The following is a 25,154-nucleotide window of genomic DNA, read 5'->3' on the forward strand; positions in this document are numbered from 1 at the left end:
CCGGCCCACGCCGGCACAGCCCGAAAGGCCCACGATGAGACGCACACCGCACCACACCTGGAGCCGCCGCTCCTTCCTCTCCGCCCTCGGAGCGGGAGCCGCCCTCGCCGCGACCAGCCCGCTGCTCACCGCCTGCGGATCCCGCCCGGGGGCATCCCCCACCGGAGCCGTCTCCGACCCCGACGCGATGGGCGCGGTGCTCCCCAACCACGTGCCCGTCGAGTTCGTCGCCCCGGATCTCCCCGGCAGGCTCGGTGCCGCTCCCGGCTACCTGAGCTACCCGGCCCAACTGGTCCGGGGTGTACCCGACGCACCCGGCACGGGCGGCGAGGTCACCGCGATGACCCCGGCCTTCTGGCCCATCCCCCCGGCGGACAACGACTACTACGACGCGGTCAACGAGCGGCTCGGCGCCCGGGTGCGGTTCAACATCGTCAACGGCAGCGACTACGCCGCGAAGCTGAACGCCATGTTCGCCGGCGACCAGCTCCCGGAGCTCACCGTCATCCCGGACTGGGACGTGCCACCCCGCTTCGGTGAGGCGGTCGGCACCGTCTTCGCCGACCTCACCGAGCACCTCGCGGGCGACGCCGTCGAGAAGTACCCGATGTTGGCGAACCTGCCGACCCGGGCCTGGGCCTACTGCGTACGTGGCAACCGGCTCTTCGGAGTCCCGACGCCCGCCGAGCTCTTCGCCGTCACCAGCTTCTACCGCCACGACCTGTTCGAGGAGCTGGGGCTCGCCCCGCCCACGACGGCGGACGAGCTCCGCGCCCTGTGCGAGCAGATCACCGACCCCAACCGCAACCGCTGGGCCTGCGGGAACCTCTTCCTGGACGTCAAGCGCATGTTCGGGGTGGTACCCGGCTGGAGCCGGGAGAGCTCCGGACGGCTCGTCAACGAGGCCGAGACCGAGGGGTTCCGCGAGGCGCTCACCTTCATGCGGGCCCTCTTCGCCGACGGCCACGTGCACCCCACGGTCGCCGGGAGCAACACCGGGCAGGAGAAGGAGCTGTTCGAGAACGGCAGCATGCTCATGATGGTCGACGGGCTCGGTTCCTGGCACGAGGCGCTGGCCCGGCAGCTCCCCGGCAACCCCGCCTTCGACATGCGGCCGATACCGCCCTTCTCCCACGACGGCGGGGACCCCGTCTACTTCACCGAGGAGGGCGCCAGCATCGCCACCTTCATCAGGGGCGACCTGGAACCCGAACGGATCGAGGAGCTGCTCGGCATCCTCAACTTCTGCGCCGCGCCCATCGGCACCGAGGAGCACTACCTCGTCAACTACGGGGTCGAGGGCGTGCACAGCGAGCGGGGCGAGGGAGGTTCACCCCAGCTCAACGCGAAGGGGAGCCGGGAGGTCACCTTCACCTACGGGTTCCTGGGCGCTCCGCCGCCCTCGATCGCCCAGGCCCAGTACCCCGGCTACGTCCAGGCGCGCTACGACTGGGAGGTCGCGGCGGCCCAGTACAAGGTGTCCAAGATCGACGAGGGGCTGCACATCGAGGAGCCTCCCCGGCTCACCAGCCTCGAACAGCGGCTCGACGACCAGATCCAGGACCTGCTGCGCGGCCGAACCCCGCTCGACCAGCTCGACTCCATCATGGACCGGTGGCGTTCCGACGGTGGTGACGAGCTGCGCGAGTTCTACGACGACGCCCTCAGCGACGTCGGACGCTGAGCGGACCGACCATGGACTCCGACACCACGGCGACGCGGTCCTCCGCCTCACCGAGGGAGCGGCGCCGAGCCGACCGCCGGCGCCGCCTCCGCCGGGACTGGCCCCTGCTGCTCATGACCGCGCCGGCGATCCTCGTCCTTGGCGCGTTCCACTACCTGCCGCTGCTGGGCAACGTCATCGCCTTCCAGGACTACTCGCCGTTCGTGGGCATCCTCAACAGCCCGTTCGTCGGTTTCGACAACTTCCAGCGGCTGTTCGGGGACCCGGCGTTCTGGAACGCCACCCTGAACACGCTCTACATCACCGCGTTCCAGCTCGTGTTCTACTTCCCGGTACCGATCCTGCTGGCCCTGTTGGTGAACAGCCTCCTCAGCGCGCGGATCCGCCTGTTCATCCAGAGCGTCGTCTACCTGCCCCACTTCTTCTCCTGGGTGTTGGTGATCACGCTCTTCCAGCAGATGCTCGGCGGAGCCGGAGCGCTGAACACCTTCCTGCGACAACAGGGGCTGACGCCGTTCGACGTGATGACGAACCCCGACACCTTCGTCCTCCTGGTGACGGCGGAGGGCATCTGGAAGGACGCCGGCTGGGGGATGATCATCTTCCTGGCCGCGCTGAGCACGGTGAACCAGAACCTCTACGAGGCGGCCGCCGTCGACGGCGCCGGCAGGTGGCGGCGCATGTGGCACGTCACCCTCCCCGCGCTCGTCCCCGTCATCGTGCTGCTGCTGATCATGCGCCTCGGCGACGCCCTGTCCGTCGGCTTCGAGCAGTTCCTGCTGCAACGGGGCGCGGTGGGCGCGGACGCCTCCGAGGTGCTCGACACCTACGTCTACTACGAGGGCGTGGTCAACGGGGACTTCGCCTACGCCGGCGCCGCCGGCCTGTTCAAGGGCGTCGTCGGGCTGCTGCTCGTCCTCGGCGCGAACAAGGTGGCCCATCTGCTGGGTGAGGAAGGGGTGTACTCCCGACGATGACCGTCGTGTCCGAACCCACCGCCGCTCGACGCGGACCCCGCCGGGCCGGCCGCGCGGCCTGGGAGGAGGAACCCGGGCCCCTCGGCAAGGCCGCCAAGGCGGTCCTCGTCGCCGCCATCGCGCTGGCCGTCCTCTTCCCCCTCTACGTGGTGGTGCTGACCAGCCTGTCCCCCCAGGAGGCGATCACGAGGGCCGGCGGGCTCGTCCTCGTCCCCGATGGCCTCAGCCTCGCCGCCTACCAGGAGATCCTCTCCGGTGGGGTCGTGACGAGGTCGGTGCTCGTGAGCACCGGGGTGACCCTCGTCGGAACGCTGTTCAGCACCACCCTGACCATCCTCGCCGCCTACGGCCTGTCCCGGCGGGACTCCTACGCGCACCGGCCCCTGCTGTTCCTGGTGCTGTTGACCTTCCTGTTCGGACCGGGCCTCATCCCCACCTACCTGACCGTGCAGGCATTCGGGCTGCTGGACAGCTACGCCTCGCTGATCCTGCCCACGGCCGTGGCCGCCTTCAACCTGATCGTGCTCCGCTCGTTCTTCATGAACATCCCGCAGGAGATCATGGACAGCGCCCGCATCGACGGGGCCAGCGAGTTCCGCATCCTCGGGACGATCGTGCTGCCGCTGTCCAAGGCGGTCACCGCGGTGATCGCACTCTTCTACGGTGTCGGGTACTGGAACGCGTTCTTCAACGCCTTCCTGTTCCTCGACGACAACCGGAAGTGGCCGCTCCAGCTGATCCTGCGCACCTACGTCCTGGAGGGCATACCCATCCCCGGGGCCGGGCCGACCGACACCGTCGCCGGCGGTCCCGTCCCCACCCTGGCCGTCAAGATGGCGGTCGTCGTCATCGCGGTGCTCCCGGTGCTCCTGGTCTACCCCTTCGTGCAGAAGCACTTCACCAAGGGCGTGATCATCGGAGCGGTCAAGGGCTGACGAGAGGAACGGAGGACCATGCCAGGACTGGCGAAGCTCACCCGGGGCCGCCTCGCCTACGGGGGCGACTACAACCCCGAGCAGTGGCCCGAGGAGGTGTGGGCCGAGGACGTCGCGTTGATGCGCGAGGCCGGTGTGACCGTCGTGACCGTCGGCGTCTTCGCCTGGTCCTGGTTGGAACCGAGCCCAGGGGCGCGGGAGTTCGGCTGGCTGGACCGGGTCCTCGACCTGCTGCACGAGGGCGGCGTCGCCGTCAACCTGGCCACCCCGACCGCCACCCCGCCACCCTGGATGGCGCACCGCCATCCCGAGACCGTCCAGGTCGCCCAGGACGGCCGCCGGATGGCCGTCGGGTCCCGGAACCACTTCTGCCCCTCATCCCCGACCTACCGCCGGTACGCCGAAGCCATCGTGCGCGACCTCGCCGACCGCTACGCCGACCACCCGGCGCTGCGGATGTGGCACGCGAACAACGAGTACTGCGAGACCTGCCACTGCGACGTCTCCGCCCAGCACTTCCGGCGGTGGCTCAGAACCAGGTACGCCGACGACCTGGACGCCCTGAACGCCGCGTGGACGACCGCGTTCTGGAGCCAACGCTACGGGGACTGGGACGAGATCGGGACACCCCGGGACACGACCTACCTGCGGAATCCCACCCAGCAGCTGGACTTCCGGCGGTTCTCCTCCGACGCCCTGCTGGAGTGCTTCACCCTGGAGCGCGACCTGCTGAGGCGGCGAACCCCCGACGTTCCGATCACCACCAACTTCCCCGGCCTGGCCACCTGGGTACCGGTCGACTACCGGCGGTTCGCGGCCGAGGAGGATGTCGTCTCCCTCGACTGGTACCCGGACCCGGGCGACGAGAACGCCCACGTGTCCTCGGGGCTGGCCTTCGACCTCATGCGCTCGCTCGCCGGGGGCCGGCCGTGGGCACTGATGGAGCAGGCCGCCGCAGCGATCAACTGGCGCGGTCGCAACCCCACCAAACCCGGCGGCCTGACCCGCGTCCAGTCACTCCAGGCCGTGGCTCGCGGAGCCGACGTGGTGTGCTTCTTCCAGTGGCGCGCCTCGACCGGGGGAGCGGAGAAGTTCCACTCCGGCATGGTGCCGCACAGCGGCCCCGACAGTCGGATCTTCACCGAGATCCGCGACCTCGGAGCCGACCTCGCGCGGCTGTCGGAGGTCGTGGGGCGGACCGAACGGGCCCGGGTCGCCTGCGTCCTGAGCTGGGAGAGCTGGTGGGCGGCGAGCCAGGAGGCGCACCCGTCCAACGATCTCGACGTCCTCGACCAGCTCCACCGCTACTACGAACCGCTGAACCGGTTGGGGCTGACGGTCGATGTCGTCGCCCCGGACGCCGATCTCACGGCGTACGCCCTGGTCGTCGTGCCCAACCTGTACCTCGTCCGCGACGACGAGGCACGCGCGATCGTCGACTACACGCGGTCGGGAGGGCACGTCGTCCTCGGCTTCTTCTCCGGGATCGTGGACGAGTTCGACCGGGTCCGGACAGGGGGGTACCCCGCGCCGTTCCTCGACCTGCTCGGCCTCCGCGTCGAGGAGTTCTGCCCCCAACCGGAGGGCACCCGGGTGCGGTGCGCCTCGGCCGAGTTCGGCGACTTCTCCTCGGATCTCTGGGTCGACCGGACGAGACCGACCACCGCCGAGCCGGTGGCGGCGGTCCGGGGTGGGGAGCTCGACGGTGTGCCCGTCATCCTCCGCAACCGGCACGGGACCGGTCTCGCCTGGTACGTCGGCACCCGTCCGGACCAGGAGACCCTGCGGCGCCTGGTGGCGGCGGCCTGTGCGCGGGCCGGGGTGGACGCGCCCGCCGGCCCCTTGCCCCCCGGCGTGGAGGTCGTCCGACGGGCCGGCCTGCTCTTCCTGCTCAACCACCGGGACCGCCCGGCCGAGATCACCGTGGCCGGCTCGTGGCGGGACGTGCTCACGGGCGCCGGGTTCGACGACCGGATCTCCCTGCCCGGGCACGGAGCCCTGGTGCTCCGCCCCAACAGGGGACGGAACCGGCACCTCAGGTGAGCACCCCCTGGAGATCGTCGATCAGATCCCGCATGCGTTGGAGGAGACGGCGACGGGTGGGGCCGATGGAGCCACGGGGGATCGCGAGCGTGCGACTGATCTCGTCGTAGTGCAGCGGCGGGTCCGCGATGAGCAGGCTGAGCAGCGCCTGGTGCTGTTCCGGCAGGCTCTGGAAGGCGAGGTGGACCTGGGAGTGCTCCGCGTGCAGCAGGGCGCTCTCCTCGGGGGTGGCCTGGCCGTCGGTCCGGCCCTCCAGGAACGACGCGGTTCCGAAGGGGATCTGCCGACCACGACGCGCGAGGAGGGTCAGCGACTCCCGCCGGGAGGCGGTCACCAGCCACGCCCCCAGCTTCTCCGGCTGCCGGATCGAGTCCAGGTGCTCCACCGCGCGGAGCCAGGTCAGCTGGCAGACATCCTCGCAGTCCGGTCTGGACAGCCCGTGGGACCGCGCCACCGTCCACACCACGGGGCTGAACCGGCAGATCACCTCCGACCAGGCGAGACGATCTCCCGCCCTGCAACGCCGCACCAACCTTTCGATGCTCTCCTCGTCACCCTTCTTCGGCTCCTTCCGGGGGACGGAATGGACGCCGTACCCGTCGCGGTCACTGGTACTCATAGACGGAGCCCCCAACGCTTCACACCAACGGGAGAACATTAGCCGATCAGCCCATCGACACGTCCCCACGGTGGGACGGTGTTCGTTTCGTGCGGAAAGGGCCGCGCCGCGCCCCGGGTGAAACCACGGGCCGGTCCTCGGTCCGGGAAGTTCACCTGATGGGTGGGTGGTGTCGGGATTGCGCGGGGTCAGTGATCATCCTTCGGGGGCTCATCCGCGCCGTTTGATGAATCTCACCCGAAAGCCTGACGGGCAGTGCGTCGCGGCGAACTTCCGGCGGCCGGAACGAGCGCGGGAATTCGCGCGTCAATGGTGTCACCTCATTCCGGCGGGTGAAGTTCGTCGCGTGAAGCCACTTCCCCCGGTGCTCTGCGTAACGAGGTTATGGTGGCTGGTTGAGTGGCGGTGGTGAGACGGGGGAGCGGAAGTAGGAACGGGTACACGGCGTGATACTCCCAGGTGGGGATGGGTGAGGCAGCGGTGCTCGGACGCCGTTCCCGCCTCCCGGCCGGCCCGCGGGCCGTCGGGTTCCCGATGCCGGTTCCGCCCATCCCCGGCCGGTCGCTCCCGATCGGGACCCGACCCACGGGACGGAGGAATTTCCGCGTCCGATGTGTATCCAGTGGGGACTCCCGCTGGTCTGTGTACGTGGCGGGTGCGGTGAGAACCGTGCGAAGGCGAACCGAACGGCGGTGCGGATGGCGAAGGTGGCGATTGTTGGCGGCGGGGCGGCCGGAATTTCGACCGCCTATCGGTTGCGCGGCCACGCGCACATCACCCTTTTTGAGGCCACCCCGCACCTCGGTGGGCACGCGCGCACCGTCGACGTATTCGAAAACGGCGAGCGTCGCGGTCTCGACGTGGGATTCGTGGTGTACAACGAGGCCAGCTATCCGAAGTACTCCGCCTTCCTCGCCGAACTGGGCGTCGACTCCCATGTCGCCTCCCTGAGCATGTGCCGGTTCGTCAGGGGCACCGGCGAGGCCGTGCTCGTCGACGAGCCGGACCCGGAACAGCGCCCGGGCGACTGGGCCGCGGCGTGGGAGGAGTCCGACAGGTTCCTCCGGGAGGCACCCCGGCACCTGGTGCGGGGCGCGGCTGACCTGCCGCTCGGCCACTACCTCGACCAGCACGGCTACGGCGCTCCCTTCCGCCGGGGGCCAGCCGTGCTGCTCGCCTGCGCGGCCTGGTCCCTGCCGCCCGAGGTGATCTGGGACGCGCCCACCTCGGCCGTCCTCGCGCTCAGCCTCGCCCACGGGGGGCACGGACTCGGCGCGGAGGGAGCGAGGTGGCGCACGGTGGTGGGGGGAAGCGGCACCTACGTGGCGGCGGCCCGGCGCGCGCTGGAGGACGCCGGGGTCCAACTCAGGACGGAGTGCCCGGTGCGGGCCGTCCGGCCCGACGGCGACGGCGTCGACCTCACCACCGACGGCCCCGCCGAGCGGTTCGACGCCGTCGTGCTCGCCACGCACGCGGACCAGGCGCTCGGCCTCCTCGCCGCTCCGCTGCCCGCCGTCGAGGTACTGGGTGCCGTGCGGTATCGCGACAGCAGGGTCGTCCTCCACCAGGACCCCACGGAGATGCCGGCGGACCGCCGCCAGTGGCGAGCGCTGAACTTCGCCGTCCCGCCCGCCGGCGAGGCCCCCGCCCCGGCCCGGGCCTCGTGGGCCACCTACCACCTCAACGCGCTCCAGCGCTTCCGCGCGGAGAACGACTACTTCCTCAGCATGGACCCGGTGGGCACTCCGGACCCGGTCCTGGCGGAGTTCCGGTTCCGCCACCCGGTGGTCGACACCCGGCTGCGGAACCTGCAACAGGACGACACCCGCCGCCTGGTCAACCGGGACAGCAGGGTGCTGCTCGCCGGTTCCTACCTGCACGCCCGCCGGGTCGGGCCGGACAACCTCGCGTCCCATGAGGCCGCCCACGAATCCGGGCTCGACGCGGCGGAGGCCGCCCTGCGCCTCCTGGCCCGCTCCCCGCAACGCGCCTGACGCGCCACCACACCAGATTGGACAACCCCGGCATGACAGCACCCCACGAGACCGGTGACGAGCACGCTCCCACCACGGTCGCCCCGGACGCGGACACGATCCGCGAGTGGCTCGTCACCCAGGTCGCGGCCAGGACCGGCGTCCCGACCTCCGAGGTGGACGTCGACCAGTTCCTCGACGAGTTCCAGCTCGACTCCACCGAAGCCCTGGTACTCGCCGGTGAACTCGAGAACTGGCTCGGCGTCGAGGTCAGCCCGACCGCGCTCTGGTACCACCCGACCATCGCGAGGCTCGCGCGGCACCTCGCGGCGAGCGGGATCGGGAATGACGCCGGCACCTGACACGCGGCCGCTGCTCCGCCAGCTCGCGCGAGGCCCGGCGGAACGCCGCGCCGCACTCATCCATCCGGGAGGCCTCCCCGCCACCCACTACCGTCCACTGGCCGCGGCCCTCGCGGCCCACGGCACCCCCTACCTGGTGGACCTCGACGCGCTGCCCCAGTTCGTGTTCGCCGCCAGGCACGGCGGGGACACCGACCTGTCCGGGCTCGTGGACACCGTCACCGAGGTGCTGGACGCCCACCACCTCCTCGACCAGCGCACCACCCTCGGTGGCTGGTCGGGCGGCGGAACCCTCGCCTGCGCGATCGCGACGGGCCTCCCCCCACCCCGGCGACCCGGTCGACTGGTCCTCCTGGACAGCCTGCCACCGTGGTCGGGCACGGGGGCCGACAGCATCGAGGACACGGCGGCGCTGTTGCCCGAGTTCGGCCGGTACCTCGCCGCCCGCGCGGGAGTGCCGGCGCCGGACCCCGGTGCCATCCGCCCGGCGCCGCCCCCCGGTCAGGAGCAGGCCAACTCCCACGACCAGTGGTTGTGGGGGTTCCGCCAGGCAGCCCTGGCCGTCGGCGCCCTCGACGAGGGTGTCGGCCTCCCGGGGCTCCGCAAGGTGTTCCAGTCCTACCGGTGGGGCCTGCTGCGCAACCGCCGGCTCGGCTCCGGCGCGGCCCCGGGCGCGGTGACCATGCCCACGACCCTGATCCGCGCCCGCGACTCGATCATCCCCGACGACGACGTCCCGGGGTGGCGGGCGGTTCCCCACCTCCGCACGGTCGTCGTACCCGGGAACCACTACACGATGCTCACCGAGCCGGCCAGCGTCGAGCTGATCTCCGCCGAGCTGGCCGAGGACACCCCCGCCGTCCGCGACCCCCTCCGATTGGGACCACGATGACCCCGCAGACGAACACCGGCGCCGCCGACGGCCGGATCGCCATCATCGGCCTCGGTGGCCTGTTCCCCGGCGCGAGGAACGTCCACGAGTACTGGACCAACATCGTGCACGGCGTCGACTGCCTCACCGAGGTCCCGGAGACCCACTGGCGGATCGAGGACTACTACGACCCCGACCCCACCGCCCCCGACAAGACGTACGCCCGCCGAGGCGGGTTCGTGCCCACCATCGACTTCGACCCCCTCTACTACGGGCTGCCCCCGACCACGCTGGGTGTCACCGGCGTGCTCCAACTCCTCAGCCTCGTGGTCGCCCGGCAGACCCTGGCCGACGCGGGTACCGCCTCCGCCAGCTGGTACGACCCGTCCCGCACCGGCGTCATCCTGGGCGTGACCGGTTCCAACTCCCTCACCCAGCCGCTCTCGGCCCGGTTGCAGACCCCGGTCCTCAAGGAGGTCGTCCGCAGCTGCGGGCTCACCGAGACCGACGCCGAGGAGATCGCGGCGAAGTTCACCGCCGCCTTCGCGCCCTGGGAGGAGAACTCCTTCCCCGGGATGCTCGGCAACGTCGTGGCGGGGCGGATCGCCAACCGGTTCGACCTCGGCGCGACCAACTGCACCGTCGACGCCGCCTGCGCCAGTTCCCTGGCCGCGCTCCGGATGGCCGTGGCGGAACTCGCGTCCGGGCGCGCCGACCTGATGCTCAGCGGTGGGTGCGACGCCGAGAACACCATCCTGATGTACCTGTGCTTCTCGAAGACGCCCGCGCTGTCCAGGCGCGAACGGGTGCGGCCCTTCGACGAGGAGGCCGACGGGACGCTCATCGGGGAGGGCCTCGGCATGCTCGCCCTCAAGCGCCTGGCCGACGCCGAGCGCGACGGGGACCGGATCTACGCCGTGCTCGACGCCGTCGGCAGCTCCAGTGACGGGCGGTACACCAGCATCTACGCCCCGAGGGCCTCGGGACAGGTCGTGGCGCTCCGCCGCGCCTACCAGGAGGCGGGGTTCGGCCCAGAACAGGTCGGGCTGCTGGAGTGCCACGGCACCGGGACGGTCGTGGGGGACCTCACCGAACTCACCGCGCTGCGCCAGGTCTTCGAGGAGGCGGGAGCGCCGGCGGGAGCCACCGCGATCGGCAGCGTCAAGTCACAGATCGGCCACACCAAGGCCGCGGCCGGCGCGGCCTCCCTCATCAAGGTCGCCCTGGCCCTCCACCAGCGCGTCCTCCCCCCGACCATCAACGTCGACACGCCCCGCCGGGACGCGGACCTGGACTCGTCACCCTTCCACGTCAACACCCGGGCGAGACCCTGGCTGACGACCCCGTACCACCCCCGGCGGCGAGCCGGGGTGTCCGCCTTCGGCTTCGGTGGCACCAACTTCCACTGCCTCCTCGAGGAACACCGGGACGACGTCGACACGAACGACCCCCGCCTCGCGGCCCCCGTGCTGCACCGCGCGTACCAGGTCCACGGGTGGCACGCTCCGACGGTCACCGAACTCCTCCTCGGACTCGACGTCCCCGGTGCCCCTCCGGAGCTGACCGAGCCCGTCCCCGACGAACACCCGAGGATCACCGCGGTGGCCAGGGACGAGGCCGAGTTGGAGACCCTCCGCCAGCTCGCGCTCTCCACGTTGCGGCGCGACCCCGAGGTCGGCGGGTTCGAGCTGCCCGAAGGGATCTGGTTCGCCGCCCGCGCGCGCCCCGCCCGACGGACGGCGGCCCTGTTCGCGGGACAGGGCAGCCAGTACGTGGGCATGGGCCGCACGGCGGTGCTCGCCCTCCCCCCGCTGCGTGCCGCCTTCGACGAGGCCGAACGCCACGCCGCCGGGCTCGGTGCCGCCGTCTTCCCCCCACCGGCGTTCGACCAGGACGACGAGGCCCGGCAGGAGACCGCGCTCCGCGCCACCGACCGCGCCCAACCCGCCATCGGGGCACTGTCCCTCGGCCAGTACCGGTACGTCCGTGAACTCGGCTTTCGGCCGGACACCGCCCTCGGGCACAGCTTCGGCGAACTCACCGCGCTCTGGAGCGCGGGCAGCCTCTCGGACGAGGACTTCCTCCGGCTCGCCGTGGCCCGGGGGCGGGCCATGACGGCGGCCGGGACCCACCGCGACGCTCAGGAGGAGTCCTCGGAGGAGCGGCACGAGCCAGCGGGGGACCCGGGCGCGATGGCGGCGGTCGGGTGCGGCGCCGACCGGCTGACCACCCTGCTGGCCGGGCACGACGATGTCGTCCTGTGCAACGACAACGCCCCCGACCAGGTGGTCGTTGGCGGCGGCACGGACTCCGTGCGGCGGTTCGTCGACGCCTGCCGTGCCGAGGGCGTCGGGGCGAGGGTGCTCCCGGTCGCCGCGGCGTTCCACACCCCGCGCATGCGCGCGGCGGAGCCGGCCTTCGCCTCGGCCGTCGCCGACGTCGACCTCACCACCCCGGCGTTCCCGGTGCGCAGCACCACCCTCGGTGCCGAGTACGGATCAGACCCGCTGCGCGACGCCCGCATCCTGGTCGACCAGCTCACCGGCCCGGTGTCGTTCGGCCCGAGGGTCGAGGAACTCCACGAGGAGGGTGTCCGGGTCTTCGTCGAGTTCGGACCGGGTCGGGTCCTGTCGGGACTGGTCCGCCGCCTCCTGACCGGGCGCGCCGACGTCGAGGTCCTGACCTGCGACCCCGGGCCGCACGGCGACGCCGACCGCTCGCTCAAGCAACTCGTCGCCCGCCTGATCGTGCTCGGCCACCCGCTGACCCACCCCAACCGTCACGCGGCCGCACCGCCGCGCGACGAGGAGAAACCGAAGATGAGCATTCCCATGAACGGCGCGAACCACGTCCCGGCGGACCGGCGCGAACGCTACCGCCAGGCGCTCCGCGAGGGGTACCGGATCCCGGAGGCGGCGGCCCGACCGGCGGCCCCACCACCCCGAGGACGTCCCGCCCGGCTTGCGGCCCCGACGAGCCCACGTCCCCACGCGCCCGGGCCCGCCGGTGCCAGCCCGGCCCCCCGGCCCCTCGGGGGAGACGGCGCGCTCACGGAACTCGCCGCGCGGCACCTGGCGCTGCACGACGACTACCTGACGAGCCAGCTCCGCGTCGCCGAGCAGCTCGCCGGGCTGCTGCACGCGCACGGACGCGGGGAGACCCGCCCGACGTGCTGGCCGGGATCGGCGCGGTGACCGACACCGCGCTGGCCATCGGGCGGAGCCACGTGCGGGCCAGCGAGACCCTGCGTGCCCTGGCCGAGCTCGGCGCGGTGCCCGGCGGGGCGCTACCCCCGACCTCCGGGGACCGGGCCGTCCTGGTGCCCGCGCCCGCACCGGGACCGGCCGTGGGGGAACCGGGCGAGACCGGGGGCACCGGAGGCGGCAGCGGTGATGTCGTGCCCCTGTCCCCTGCCCGGGCCTCCACACCGGACACGGCACCCGTGGCCCAGCCGATCACGGCGGAACCCGTCGTGGTGGGTGCGGGTGAGGTGTCGGTGGTGCCGTCCCGGGACGAGGTGCGTCGGGTGTTGGTGGAGGTGGTGGCGGAGCGGACGGGGTATCCGGTGGAGATGGTCGATCCGTCGATGGATGTGGAGGCGGATCTGGGGGTGGACTCGATCAAGCGGGTCGAGGTGGTGGGGCGTTGCGGGAGCGGTGGCCTGGTTTGGGTGGGGTGGGTTTGGAGGAGTTGGGGGAGTCGCGGACGTTGGATGACCTCGTGGACGTCCTCGTCCCCGACCACGCCCCCGATCCCTCGGTCTCGGCTCGTCAGGACGCCAGGGAACCGGTCGTGGTGGGTGCGGGTGGGGTGTCGGTGGTGCCGTCCCGGGACGAGGTGCGTCGGGTGTTGGTGGAGGTGGTGGCGGAGCGGACGGGGTATCCGGTGGAGATGGTCGATCCGTCGATGGATGTGGAGGCGGATCTGGGGGTGGACTCGATCAAGCGGGTCGAGGTGGTGGGGGCGTTGCGGGAGCGGTGGCCTGGTTTGGGTGGGGTGGGTTTGGAGGAGTTGGGGGAGTCGCGGACGTTGGATGACCTCGTGGACGTCCTCGTCCCCGACCACGCCCCCGACCCTGTCCCCGAATCCGTCGGGATCGCTCCTCCCGCGCCAGCCGAGGAGGTGGCGGCCGACCCAAAAGGTGAGGGCGGTCCCGCCGTCGGGCGGCGGTGGGCCCGCCCGGTGGAACTGCCGCCTCCCGACGTCGCTGTCGATGCCTACCGGGCCACGCCGACCGCGTTGCTCGCCGGTGCTCTCACCGAGGACCACGCCAGGTGCTTCGCCGAAGCGCTCACCTCCGAAGGGTGGACGATCGGTGAGGAGGACACCGACGACGGCACCCCCCTCGACCTCGTCGTCTACCTCGCGCCTCGCCCCGCCGACCTCTCCGACGCGCGGGACGCGCTGCTGGCCGGTCTGATGCTGGCGGCGAGGAACCTGGGACGCCTGGCCGGGCGTCCCGACGGACACCGGACGACTTTCCTCTGCGTGACCAGGACCGACGGTCAGCTCGGCTACACCGGGACCGACCTCGCCGGCGCCGCCCTCGGCGGCCTCGCCGGCCTGGTGCGCACCGCGGCACTCGAACACCCCGCCCTCTTCGCCAGGATCGTCGACCTCGACGCCCGACTCGCCCCCGAGCGGGCGGCGAGGCTGCTCGTGCGGGAACTCCGGGACGCGGAGACCGACCTCCACGACGTCGGGTGGGACGCGGCCGGCGTCCGGCGCACGATCGGTCTCACCGACCAGGAGGAGCGCCAGGGACTGCTGCCCCTGCCCGCCGGGACGGCGGGACAGGAACCGGGCGCCGAGGACCTCTTCGTGGTCACCGGAGGCGGGCGGGGCATCACCGCGGCCTGCGCGGTCGGCCTGGCACGGACCCACCAGCCGGGACTCATCCTGCTCGGCAGGTCACGTCTCGAACCCGACCCCCCGTGGGCGGTGGGGGTCGAGGACATCGACCTGCGTACCGCCGCGGCGCGGGCCCTCGCCGCCTCCGGCGGCCGGCCCACTCCGCCCGAGGTCGAGAGGGAGCGCCGGCGGGTACTCGCCGGACGGGAGATCCGCCGCACCCTCTCCGACGCCGAAGCCGCCGGATCGCACGCCGAGTACGTGGCCGTCGACATCACGGACCCGGTCGCCACGGCACGGGCCCTCGAGCCGTACCAGCGACGGGTGACCGGGGTGGTGCACGGGGCAGGCGTACTGGCCGACCGCCGTCTGGTGGACAAGCGCGCCAGCGAGATGACCGAGGTCCTGGACGTCAAGATCACCGGCCTGCGGAACGTGCTCGACGCCCTCGACACCGACCACCTCCGCCACCTGCTGCTCTTCTCCTCCGTGGCCGGCCTGTTCGGCAACCCGGGCCAGGCGGACTACGCCACCGCCAACGAGGCCCTCAACCGGCTGGCGTGCGCGGTCCGCCGCCACCACCCCGCGACCACCGTCCAGTCGGTCAACTGGGGAGCCTGGGAGGGGGGCATGGTCACCCCCGAGGTGGCGCGGCTCTTCACGGCCCGAGGCGTACCGCTCATCCCCGAGGACACGGGCGTCGCCCGCTTCGTCGAGCAGTTCCGCCCGGACCGCGCCTCGGACCTGGTGTGCGCGGTGGGACCGGACATGCCGCTCGCGCCGATCACCCCGGTCCGGGCACCGACGACGACGGTCGAGCGGTCCCTCCGCCCCCTCGTCGACGAACCGGTCGTGTCCGACCACCGCATCGGCGGGGCCGTCGTGCTGCCCGTGACCTTCGCCCTGGGCCTCGTGCTGAACGTCGCGCGGCGGCTGCGGCCCGAACTCCCGGTGCGGCAGGTCACCGACTTCACCGTCCTCAGCGGGGTCCGGTGGTCCGACGACGATCCACCGGCGCTCCGCGCCACCGCCACCGGGACGGCCGACGGGCTCCAGGTCCTCGTCTCCACCCCGGACGGTCGCCCCAGATACCGCGCGCTCCTCCCCACACCGCCGGAGCGGCCCGCGCTGCCGGCCAGGCTCAGCGGACTCCCCACGCCGGGAAGCGGGCGGGGAGCGGCGGAACACTACTCCGACGGCACCCTGTTCCACGGGCCGGAGCTCCGCGGCCTGCGACGCGTCCTCACCGAGGACCCCAGGCTCGTGCTGGAATGCCAGCTCACGGACGTGCCGGTGGCGGCCCGCTCCTACCACGCGGCGAACTACTCGCCGGTGCTGGCGGACCTGCTCCTCCAGGCGGCGCTGCTCCGAGCCCGGCTCGCCACCGGGCTGCCGGCGCTCCCCACCGGCATCGGCACCGTGGAACTCCACGGGCCCCTGCCGGACGACACCCCGTTCCTCGTCGTCGTCGACGGGATGACCGGGGGCGGCAACCCCCGCTGCACGGTGTCCGCCGTGACGCCGGCAGGAGGACTCCTCCTGCGGTTCACCGACGTCCTGGTCGTCCCGCACGCCGGGCTCCAGGACCAGTTCGCGAGCTCGTGAGGAGTCGACGGCCATCCCGACCGCGACATCCCACCGGGGCGACGGCCCCGTCCCCACGGAGGTTCCCATGCCCCACACCGCCGGGTCGTCTCGCATGACCGGGCAGGAGATCGCCGTCGTCGGGATGGCGTGCCTGCTGCCCGGTGCCCGGAACCCCGACGAGCTGTGGCGGCTCCTCACCTCGGGGGGCAGCGCCGTCACCCCCGCCGACGCGACCCGCTTCGGCACCTCGGCCGACGTCCCCGGTGGGTGGGGCGATCCCGACCACCACCTGGTGACCACCCTGGGCGGCTGGGTGGCCGACCCACCGCTGGACCTGGGCGGGCTCCACCTCCCCGAGGACCAGCTGGCCAAGGAGGACAGGGTCGTGCGATGGCCGCTCGCCGTGGCCCGCGCGGCGCTGCGGGACGCGGGCGTCGATCACCGTGACCGGAGTGCCGTCGAGCGGACCGGTCTGGTGCTGGGCAACTACGCGTTCCCCACCGCGCACTCGGTGCGGGCCCGGCGGCCCCTGATCGAGCACGCCGTGGCCCACGGCCTGCACCAGGCGGGTCTGGGCGGACCAGCACCCGAGCTGGCGGCCCCCCGACCGCCCGAGGACCTCCCCGGGGACGCGCGGCCCCTCGGCCAGCCCGCCACCGTCCTGGCCAGCGCCCTCGGACTCGGCGGGCCCCGCCTCGGCCTGGACGCGGCCTGCGCGTCCGCCCTGTACGGGGTGGCGCTCGCCCGTGACTACCTGCTCACCGGATCCGCCGACACCATGCTGGCCGGTGCCGTCTGCGTCCCGGACGAACTCCTGCTCCAGCTGTCCTTCTCCGACCTGGGCGCCTACCCGCGTCCCCCGGCCCGCAGCCAACCCTTCGACGCGGAGTCCGAGGGCATCGTCACCGGCCAGGGCGCCGGGGCGCTGGTGCTGCGGCGCCTCGAGGACGCCGTCCGCGACGGCGACCGCGTGTTGGCGGTGCTGGAATCCGTCGGGCTGGCCGGCGACGGGGCGGGCCGCCATCCGCTCCGCCCCCGGGTGGAGGGGCAGCTCGCCGCCTACCACGCCGCCTACGCCCAGGGGCCGGACCCGACCACCGTGGACTACCTGGAGTGTCACGCCACCGGAACACCGCTGGGGGACCGCACTGAGCTGTCGGGCATCGCCGCGTTCTTCGGCGGGGCTGGTCGGCTACCCGACATCGGCTCCGTGAAGGGGCAACTCGGCCACCTCCTCACCGTCGCCGGCTTCAGCAGCCTCGCGAAGGTGATCCTGGCGTTGCGGCACGACTGGCTCCCGCCCACACCGGGAGTCGGTCGGCTTCGCCGACCGGTCGACGCCGAGGCGGTCGCCGACGGCGTGCTGCGCGTGGGACGCCCCTGGCCCGCCGGGGACCGACCCCGTCGCGCCGCCGTCTCCGCCTTCGGCTTCGGGGGGATCAACGCCCACCTCGTGCTCCGCGACCACCTCCCGGTCCCCTCCCCGCGAACGCGGGCGCAGCCCGCGGCGGGGGACACCGCCGGCCGGACCAGCGCGTTGACCAGGGCGATGACCACGGCAGAGGTCACCAGCACCACCCGGCTGGGGCCGGAGGAGGACCACGACGCCCAGCCCACCACCCGTGCCGCCGCCCCCGAACCGGCTCGCACTCGGACCGACCACGAAGCGGGCGGGACACCCGCCACCGAGACCGGCACCCGTCCGCGACCGGGTACGCGACCATCCCGGACCGGCTCCGAGGCCCTCCCGCCGCTCGGCATCACCGGGCTCGGCATCCGCCTCGGCGAACTCGACGACGTCCGACACCTCGACGCCGTGCTCCGCGACGTCCCCAGGCCGGGGCGCCCGGCCTCGACCGACCACGGGAGGCCCGGCCGCGACCTGCCCGCGCCCGACCCGGCCTACCGCGTCCCGCCGGGAGACCTGCGCAACGCCAACCCGCAACACCTCGCCGCGTTCGCCGCGGCGGACCAGGCGCTCGACGACGCCGGCTACCCGCGCTGCGTCCCCGGCCGCCGCCCCGAGCCGCGCCGGGTCGCGGTCGTCGGTGTCCTCGACCTGGAGCCGGACGCCCACCGGCACCGGGATCGGTTCGACATCGGCGCCCGCGTCCGCGCCGAATGCCACCGGGCCGGCGTCGCCCCGCCACCAGCCCAGCTCGACGAGCTGGAACGCGCCGTGCGGGATGCCGTCCACGAGCCGCTCAGCGTGAACGAGGTCCTCAGCTACGTCGGCAGCGTGGTGGTCAGCCGCATCGCCGCCTCCCGGAACCTGACGGGACCGGCCTTCACCCTCTCCGGTGACGACACGGCCGGCGCGCGGGCGGTGGAGGTCGCCGCGCTGCTGCTGCGCGATCCCTCGGTGGAGGCCGTCCTGCTCGTCGGTGTGGACCTCGCGGGCGACGCCCGCCCCGCCGGTGACCCCGCTCCCGCCGGTGACCCCGCTCCCGCCGGGGAACCCGCTCCCGCCGGTGACCCCGCACCCGGCGGTGACCCCGCTCCCGGCACGTCCGCCGTCGACGGGGCGGCGGCGGTCGTGCTCGTCCGGGCGGATGACGAGGCGACCCACCACTACGCGGTGATCCGGTCGGTGGCCGTACGGCACCCGGGCGAGCCAACCGAACAGCAGGGCAGGGCGACCTCGGACGCGGCGGAGTCGGCACTCGGCGCCGCCGGCGTCCCCGCCGGGGAGATCGATCACGTCGAGCTCGGCGGCTGGACGCAACGGGACCGGACGGTCGAGGCCAGGGGCCTGTCGACGGTGCTCGGGGCCGGACGGCCCGCCGTGGGGGCCCTCGGACCCGTGACCGGCGTCGCGCCCCACGCGATGACCATCGCGGCCCTCGTCAAACTGGCCTGGTGCCTGCACCGCGCCGAGCTCCCGGCCGCTCCGGGCGGTCTGGGCGGCGTGCCCGGCACGGGATTCGTCGTCCCGGGACGCGCCCGCCCCTGGCTCCCGACCCGGCGAGGTGGTCGCCGGCTGGCCAGCCTGAGCGTGCCGGACCGGGGAACGGGCGCGGCGCACCTCGTGCTCGCCGACAGCGAACGGCCCCGTCCCCGGCCCGCGGTCGAGTGGCGGGACCGGGGCGGGCGGATCCTGCTGCGGCTCACCGGTGACACCCCCGAGGAACTCGTGGCCCACGCCGTCGAGTGCCGGAGGCGGCTGGCCGGGGGAACGCCCCCGAGGGACGTGGCCCACACCGCCACCAGCCTGCCCGCCCGGCGTCACCGGGCGGTCCTGGTGGCCGTCGACGCCCAGTCGCTCCTCGCCGAGTTGCTGGCGGCCGAGCGGGACCTGCCCACGGTGCTCGCGTCCGGTGGCGAGTGGGCCACCCCCTCGGGGAGTTACGCCACCGCACGTCCCATCGGACCGGCTCCGGTCGCGTTCGTCTACCCCGGGGCGTTCACCAGCTACCCGGGGCTCGGGCACGAGCTGTTCCGCATGTTCCCGCGCCTGCGGCAGCGGTTCGAGCGGGAGGCCGGGGAACCCAGGGCGGCGTTCCGGACCGAGCTGCTGTTCCCGGTGGCCGAACACCCGTTGACCAGGGAGGAGCTCCTCCGGCACGAGGTCGACCTGCTCGCCGACATCCCCTCCATGCTCGTGGTCGGGACGAACATGGCGGTGCTGCACACCCAACTGCTGCGTGACGAGCTCGGGCTGACCCCCGACGGGGGGATCGGCTACAGCCTCGGGGAGAGCAGCATGCTCTTCGCCACCGGGGTGTGGGACCACACCGCACGGGACGACGACTCGCTGACGAGGACCACGCTGTTCCGGGACGGGCTGCGGGGACGCAAACGGCTCGTCCGCGACCAGTGGGAGCTGGACGACGCCGTCGCCGACGACGAGATCTGGTCCACCCACGTCCTGCTGACCCGGGCGGACCGGGTGCGGGAACACCTCGCCGGGCTGGACCGGGTGTTCCTCACCCACGTCAACTCGCCCACCGAGGTCGTGGTGGCGGGCGACCCCCGCCAGTGCCGGCTGCTGGTCGAGCGGGTGGGTGCCTCCTCGGCGAGGGCGCCAGCCAACCACGTGATGCACTGCCCGCTCGTCGCCGCCGCGTCCGACGAGCTGGCCGCGCTCAACACCTATCCGCTGGGGGAGGTCCCGCCGGGCATCAGGTTGTTCGGGACGGGGGAGAGCGGGCCACTCCGGCTGGAGGCCGGTGACGCGGCCTCCCACGGCAGGCGGATCGCGGGCGGCCTGGCGGAGACGGTCGACTTCGCCGGGCTGACGGAAAGCGCCCACGCCGAGGGTTTCCGCTACTTCGTCGAGGTCGGCCCCGGGGCCACCTGCACGCGGTGGGTGTCGGCGACGCTGGCCGGGCGGGAGCACCTGGCCGTGTCGGTGGACCGGCGCGGTGCCCCGGCTGGCGCGGCGATCGCCGCGGCGGTGGCCAGGCTGGCCGCTCACGGCGTTCCCGTCCGCCTCGACGCCCTCACCGGCGGGCCCTCCGGGCCGATCCCCGTCGAGCGCCCCACCGGGTGGCCGGAGCGGGTGCGGCGGCAGCGGACACCACTGGTCGACCGGATCGCCCGCGCGGCCCGACCCGTGCTCGCCGCCCCGGGACCGGCTCCGGTGCGGGACTCGCCGCGCCCCGCCGAGGGGGCACTCGATCGGGTGGTGCCGGTTCCGGGGCGCCCCGACCACCGCACACCCGTCAAGCACTCGTCGGCTGGCGACGATGAGATCAGCATGGAGCGGACGCCCTTCGTGCAGCTTCCCGACCCGACCGCGCTCCACCCGACGGCCGGGCCGTCGTCGGGCGTCCCGTCCAGGGTGGAGTGCCCGCCGTCCCCCTCGATCCGGCCGGACGTCGAGCCCCGGGCCCACCTCCTGGGAGCACTGGCGGCCCAGGTCGCCGAGGCACACCGCGCCGCGCTGCGGACGCAGGGCAGTCTCCAGACCTTGGCGTTGCTCGCCCTGACCACCCGGCAGGACGGCGGATCACCGACGCACCCGCTGGCCGGGTCCGCCCACACCGGACCACCGGCCCTCACCCTCGCCGCCCCGGGTTCGGCGGGGCCGGCGACGGAACGGATGACCACGCCGGTACCGGCCGGTCCCGGCGCGGTGGGCGAGTCCCCTCCCGGCCCTCCGCGTTCGCCCCGTCCGACGTCACCAGGGCGCGCCGGCGGCGCCCCGGTGTGGACCCAGGAGGACCTCGTCACCTTCGCCGAGGGCCGGCTCCAGGACCTCTTCGGACCCGCGCACGTCGAGGCGGACACCTACCGCCGCCGCCTCCGGCTGCCGGCCAGGCCCTACCTGCTCATCAGCCGGGTGACCTCGGTCGACGCGACCCCCGGCGCGCTGCGCCCCTGCGGGATCACCACCGAGTACGACGTTCCCGAGGACGGCCCCTTCACCGTCGATGGCAGCCTGAGCTGCGCGGTGGCCATCGAGGCCGGTCAGGGCACCCTGCTCCTGTTGTCCCTTCTCGGGGCGGACGCCCTCAACCGGGGTGAACGTGGCTACCGGCTCCTCGACAGCACCGTCGTCTTCCACGACCGGCTGCCCCGTGCCGGCCAGACCCTCCGGTACGAGATCACCGTCGACCGGTTCGTGCGCGACGGGAAGACGCTGCTGTTCTCCTTCCACTACCAGTGCTTCTCCGGTGACACCCTCGTGCTCGAACTGCTCAGGGCGACGGCGGGCTTCTTCCTGGACGCCGAACTCGACGGTTCGACGGGACTGTCCGCCCAGGCGCTGCGCCGGGCACTGTCGCCACCCGGCGAGCGCGGGTGGTTCAAGCCGATCGCCCGGACCGACCGACGTTCCCTGTCCCGGCGGGAGCTGGAACGGCTCTCCACCCCGGGCGGCGCGGCCGAGGTCCTCGGCGCGGAGTGGGACCAGGGCGGGGCCAATCCGTCGGTCCGGTTGCCCGGGCCCGACCTGCTGCTCCTCGACGAGGTCACCTCGATCGACCGGACCGGCGGCAGCAGGGGCCTGGGCGAGATCAGGGCGGTGCTCCGCCACCGCCCCGACTCCTGGTACTTCGCCGCCCACTTCCCGGACGACCCCGTGCTCCCCGGGTCCCTGATCACCGAGGCCGCCGTGCAGGTAGCGCAGGTGTACGCGCTCGTCCTCGGCCTGCACCTGGTCCTGCCCGACGCGGAGTTCCAACCCGTTCCGGGGCTCGAGACGACCGTCAGCTGCCGGGGTCAGGTCACCCCCGGGTCTCCTCCCTTGCACTACCGGGTGGACGTGACGACCCTGACCCTGCTGCCCCGACCGACCGTGGTCGCCGACGTCGTGCTGACCGTGGCCGACCGGGTCGTCGGGGTCATCCGAGACCTCGGGATCCGACTGCGGGAGAAGCCGGGGACCCCGTACCGCCCGGAGCGGGGCGGGCGCCCCACCGCGTTCCTCGGCCGTCGGAACGCCCTCGGTGAACCGGCGATGATCAACGAACTGCACCTCGCGCACGCCGCGCGCGGTGACCTGGCCACCGCGATGGGCCCGGAGTTCGAGGTGCACCGGGGGCGCGGGGCGCCCCACATCCCCAACGGGGACTTCCAGTTCGTCGACCGGGTGATGGCCCTGGAGGGGGTCAGGGGCGCCTTCACCCCGGGTTCCCGGATGCGCACCGAGTACGACTCACCCCGCGACGCCTGGTACTACCAGGACGGTGCCACCGCCGACCTGCCCCACTGCGTGTGCATGGAGACCGCCCTCCAGGCCGCCATCCTGCTCGGCTACTACCTGGGCGCGACGTTGGGGAGCCCGGACGCGGAGCTGTCCATCCGCAACCTGGACGGTGAGGCGACCCTCGTCGCCGACGTCGACACGCGTGGTCGCACCATCAGCCACTCCACGGAGTTGCTCTCCCACGAGGAGACGCCCGGTGCCGTCCTCCAGTCCTTCCGGTTCGAGCTCTCGGTCGAGGGGACCGTCTTCTACTCGGGGCGGTCCCTGTTCGGCTACTTCACGCGGGAGGCCCTCGCCCGCCAGGTGGGACTCGACTCGGGCCGCCACGTCCGGAGTTGGCTCGACACCCAGGACGCCTCCCAGGTCCGTCCCCGCTGGGTTCCGGTGCCCGACGCGAGCGCCGACACCCTCCGAGCCGGGGCGGGACGGCTGAGCCCGCTGGAGGGCATCGAGGTCGTCGACGGGGGAGGAGCCCACGGACGTGGCTACCTCCGAGGGCGCCGACCGGTCAGCCCCGACGACTGGTACTTCTCCCGGCACTTCCACCGGGATCCGGTGATGCCGGGCTCCCTCGGCGTGGAGACCGTCCTCCAGGGCCTGCGCGTCTTCGTCCTGGACTCCGGTCTGACCGCCGGCATGCGGTCTCCCCGGTTCACCCTCCCGGTGGGGCGGACGTCGTCCTGGAAGTACCGGGGCCAGGTCCTCCCCCAGGACCGGGAACTCCTGTTCGACGCGCACATCAAGGACGTGCGTCGGCTGCCTGGTCGTCTCCAGGTGGTGGCCGACGCGAGCGTGTGGAAGCCCGGGCTGCGGATCTACGAACTCACCGACGTCACCGTCGAGGTTCGGGAACCGGACGTCCGGGTCAGCACGGCCGGTGAACCTCCTGAGGAAGGACGAGCATGACGCAGTCCGCGACCGGTGAGCACCGGTCTCCGGATGGGACCGAGACGAGGTCGGACTCCGCCGGGATCTACCAGGTCCTGGCCCGGTTGGAGGAGCCGTGCTTCGTGGTGTCCACGGAGTCCGGGTACGCCCTCACCTCGGTGCGGCCCGCCTCGGGGGTGGTCGCCGCCCACGGTCCGCTGCCGCCGAGCGAACTCGGCTCGGCGGCCTTCCGCGCCACCTACGGACTCCGCTACCCGCTGATGGCGGGAGCGATGGCCGGGGGTATCGGTTCCGAGGAGCTGGTCGTGGAACTGGCGCGTTCCGGGAGCCTCGGGTCGTTCGGAGCGGCAGGGCTGCCGCCCGAGCGGATCGAGCGGGCGCTCACCCGGTTCGAACGGGAGATCCCGGGGCTGCCCTTCGCCTGCAACCTCATCCACAGCCCGAGCGAGAGCGGCCTCGAACGCGCCTGCGTCGAGCTCTACCTCGCCAGGGGCGTGCGCTGCGTCGAGGCCTCGGCGTTCCTGGAACTCACGACGAACGTCGTCCGCTACCGGGTGGCCGGCCTGAGCCGGGGCGCGAACGGTGAGGTGGTGGTCGGCAACCGGGTGATCGCCAAGGTGTCCCGCCCGGAGGTCGCCCGCCGGTTCCTCTCGCCGCCGCCCACGGAGAAGGTACGCGAGTTGCTCGACCGGGGTCTGGTCACGCGGGAGCAGGCCGAACTGGCCCGGGTCGTTCCGATGGCCGACGACATCACCGTGGAGGCGGACTCGGGTGGCCACACGGACCGCCGGCCGCTGCTGGCGCTCTTCCCGATCTTCCACCGGCTGCGCAACCGCGTCCGTGCCGACCAGCGGCTGGCGACGGGCACCAGGCTGGGCGCGGCCGGCGGCCTCGGCACGCCGGAAGCGGTGGCCGCCGCGTTCACCCTGGGAGCCGACTACGTGGTCACCGGCTCCGTCAACCAGGCCTGCGTGGAGTCGGGTACCTCGGCGCGGGTGCGCCGGCTCCTGTGCACCGCCGATGTCGCCGACTGCACGATGGCCCCGGCCGCCGACATGTTCGAACTCGGCGTGGAGCTCCAGGTGCTGCGCAGGGGCACGATGTTCGCCCAGCGCGCCAGACGGCTCTCCGAGCTCTACCGGGCCTACTCGGGTCTGCACGAGCTTCCCAGCGCGGAGCGGTCCATGTTGGAGAAGCAGGTGCTCCGCCGGTCGGTGGACGAGGTCTGGCGGGAGGTGGTCGAGTACTTCTCCGCGCGCGACCCGGCGCAGGTGGAACGCGCGGGCAACGACCCCAAGCGGAAGATGGCGCTGGTCTTCCGCTGGTACCTGGGACTGACGTCCCGGTGGGCCGTCGAGGGCCGGCAGGAACGGGCCATCGACTACCAGATCTGGTGCGGCCCCTCGATGGGTGCCTTCAACGACTGGGTGCGGGGGACCTACCTCTCCGCGCCCGAGAACCGCCGGGTGGCCGAGGTGTCCTGGCACCTGCTGCGGGGCGCGGCGTTCAGCACCCGGGTCGCCCAGCTCGCCGCCGCCGGGGTTCGGTTGCCGGTGGGATGCCGCGACTACCGTCCCGCCCCCGTCCTGAACCGCCGGTCCCCGGAAGGGGCGGTGGCGCGGTGATCCCCGGCAAGGGCACCCGTGCGGTGGGCGGTCCGGTCGCGGTCGGGACGCCAGGTGCGGCACTGGCCAGGCGGCACCTCCCGGCGA

At 73.1% G+C, this 25,154-nt stretch carries 12 protein-coding genes and 1 pseudogene; 12 read left to right on the top strand and 1 reads right to left on the bottom strand.

The window, feature by feature from the left end:
• The first annotated feature begins 34 nt into the window (after window positions 1-34).
• From G443_RS03105 to G443_RS03120, 4 genes are read left to right on the top strand one after another with little or no spacing between them, the layout of a single operon-like run.
• Window positions 35-1,684: an extracellular solute-binding protein gene (locus G443_RS03105; protein ID WP_026418112.1), complete on the top strand. Its 1,650-nt coding sequence runs from the start codon at window positions 35-37 to the stop codon at window positions 1,682-1,684.
• 11 nt (window positions 1,685-1,695) lie between these two features.
• Complete coding sequence (locus tag G443_RS03110) at window positions 1,696-2,661, top strand: ABC transporter permease (RefSeq protein ID WP_026418111.1); 966 nt, start codon at window positions 1,696-1,698, stop codon at window positions 2,659-2,661.
• The gene (locus G443_RS03115) at window positions 2,658-3,596 is read left to right on the top strand and encodes a carbohydrate ABC transporter permease (protein ID WP_030105634.1); all 939 of its coding nucleotides are present in this window, start codon (window positions 2,658-2,660) and stop codon (window positions 3,594-3,596) included. Before G443_RS03110 ends, G443_RS03115 begins: the two co-directional genes overlap by 4 nt.
• A gap of 18 nt (window positions 3,597-3,614) precedes the next feature.
• A complete protein-coding gene (locus G443_RS03120; protein ID WP_026418109.1) occupies window positions 3,615-5,639 on the top strand; it encodes a beta-galactosidase in 2,025 nt (674 codons plus the stop codon).
• On the opposite strand, the gene G443_RS03125 is transcribed toward G443_RS03120, so the two are convergent.
• Window positions 5,632-6,258 (bottom strand): RNA polymerase sigma factor, encoded by a 627-nt coding sequence (locus G443_RS03125; RefSeq protein WP_026418108.1) that lies wholly within the window; start codon window positions 6,256-6,258, stop codon window positions 5,632-5,634. The two genes, G443_RS03120 and G443_RS03125, sit on opposite strands and share 8 nt — an antisense overlap.
• A 707-nt stretch (window positions 6,259-6,965) precedes the next feature.
• On the opposite strand from G443_RS03125, the gene G443_RS03130 reads away from it, so the two are divergent.
• The 8 genes and pseudogenes from G443_RS03130 to G443_RS03160 all read left to right on the top strand — a co-directional run bounded on the left by G443_RS03130 (window position 6,966) and on the right by G443_RS03160 (window position 25,067).
• The gene (locus G443_RS03130) at window positions 6,966-8,252 is read left to right on the top strand and encodes an FAD-dependent oxidoreductase (RefSeq protein WP_162147285.1); all 1,287 of its coding nucleotides are present in this window, start codon (window positions 6,966-6,968) and stop codon (window positions 8,250-8,252) included.
• A 32-nt stretch (window positions 8,253-8,284) separates the two neighbouring features.
• Complete coding sequence (locus G443_RS03135) at window positions 8,285-8,593, top strand: acyl carrier protein (RefSeq protein WP_051313714.1); 309 nt, start codon at window positions 8,285-8,287, stop codon at window positions 8,591-8,593.
• A complete protein-coding gene (locus tag G443_RS03140; RefSeq protein ID WP_026418105.1) occupies window positions 8,577-9,485 on the top strand; it encodes an alpha/beta hydrolase family protein in 909 nt (302 codons plus the stop codon). The genes G443_RS03135 and G443_RS03140 overlap by 17 nt, the downstream gene beginning before the upstream one ends.
• The gene (locus G443_RS03145; RefSeq protein ID WP_253860108.1) at window positions 9,482-12,658 is read left to right on the top strand and encodes a type I polyketide synthase; all 3,177 of its coding nucleotides are present in this window, start codon (window positions 9,482-9,484) and stop codon (window positions 12,656-12,658) included. Before G443_RS03140 ends, G443_RS03145 begins: the two co-directional genes overlap by 4 nt.
• Window positions 12,659-13,002: 344 nt before the next feature.
• Window positions 13,003-13,098: pseudogene (locus G443_RS25680) on the top strand (acyl carrier protein); the annotation flags it as partial.
• A gap of 74 nt (window positions 13,099-13,172) precedes the next feature.
• Entirely contained in the window at window positions 13,173-15,920 is a 2,748-nt protein-coding gene (locus G443_RS03150; RefSeq protein ID WP_272500005.1) for an SDR family NAD(P)-dependent oxidoreductase, read from the top strand.
• Window positions 15,921-15,987: 67 nt separating this feature from the next.
• Complete coding sequence (locus G443_RS03155) at window positions 15,988-23,460, top strand: type I polyketide synthase (RefSeq protein WP_081715316.1); 7,473 nt, start codon at window positions 15,988-15,990, stop codon at window positions 23,458-23,460.
• Entirely contained in the window at window positions 23,457-25,067 is a 1,611-nt protein-coding gene (locus tag G443_RS03160; protein WP_051313710.1) for a PfaD family polyunsaturated fatty acid/polyketide biosynthesis protein, read from the top strand. Before G443_RS03155 ends, G443_RS03160 begins: the two co-directional genes overlap by 4 nt.
• Window positions 25,068-25,154: the final 87 nt, after the last annotated feature.

Origin of the sequence: Actinoalloteichus caeruleus DSM 43889, from assembly GCF_000429185.2 — a bacterium.
Classification (GTDB): Bacteria; Actinomycetota; Actinomycetes; order Mycobacteriales; family Pseudonocardiaceae; genus Actinoalloteichus_B; species Actinoalloteichus_B caeruleus.

Bases quoted from the DNA above. Each gene is read 5' to 3' on its own strand.
- G443_RS03135 (WP_051313714.1), top strand. From the start codon at position 8,285: ATGACAGCACCCCACGAGACCGGTGACGAGCACGCTCCCACCACGGTC.
- G443_RS03120 (WP_026418109.1), top strand. From the start codon at position 3,615: ATGCCAGGACTGGCGAAGCTCACCCGGGGCCGCCTCGCCTACGGGGGC.
- G443_RS03140 (WP_026418105.1), top strand. From the start codon at position 8,577: ATGACGCCGGCACCTGACACGCGGCCGCTGCTCCGCCAGCTCGCGCGA.
- G443_RS03105 (WP_026418112.1), top strand. From the start codon at position 35: ATGAGACGCACACCGCACCACACCTGGAGCCGCCGCTCCTTCCTCTCC.
- G443_RS03145 (WP_253860108.1), top strand. From the start codon at position 9,482: ATGACCCCGCAGACGAACACCGGCGCCGCCGACGGCCGGATCGCCATC.
- G443_RS03125 (WP_026418108.1), bottom strand. From the start codon at position 6,258: ATGAGTACCAGTGACCGCGACGGGTACGGCGTCCATTCCGTCCCCCGG.
- G443_RS03155 (WP_081715316.1), top strand. From the start codon at position 15,988: ATGCCCCACACCGCCGGGTCGTCTCGCATGACCGGGCAGGAGATCGCC.
- G443_RS03115 (WP_030105634.1), top strand. From the start codon at position 2,658: ATGACCGTCGTGTCCGAACCCACCGCCGCTCGACGCGGACCCCGCCGG.
- G443_RS03110 (WP_026418111.1), top strand. From the start codon at position 1,696: ATGGACTCCGACACCACGGCGACGCGGTCCTCCGCCTCACCGAGGGAG.
- G443_RS03160 (WP_051313710.1), top strand. From the start codon at position 23,457: ATGACGCAGTCCGCGACCGGTGAGCACCGGTCTCCGGATGGGACCGAG.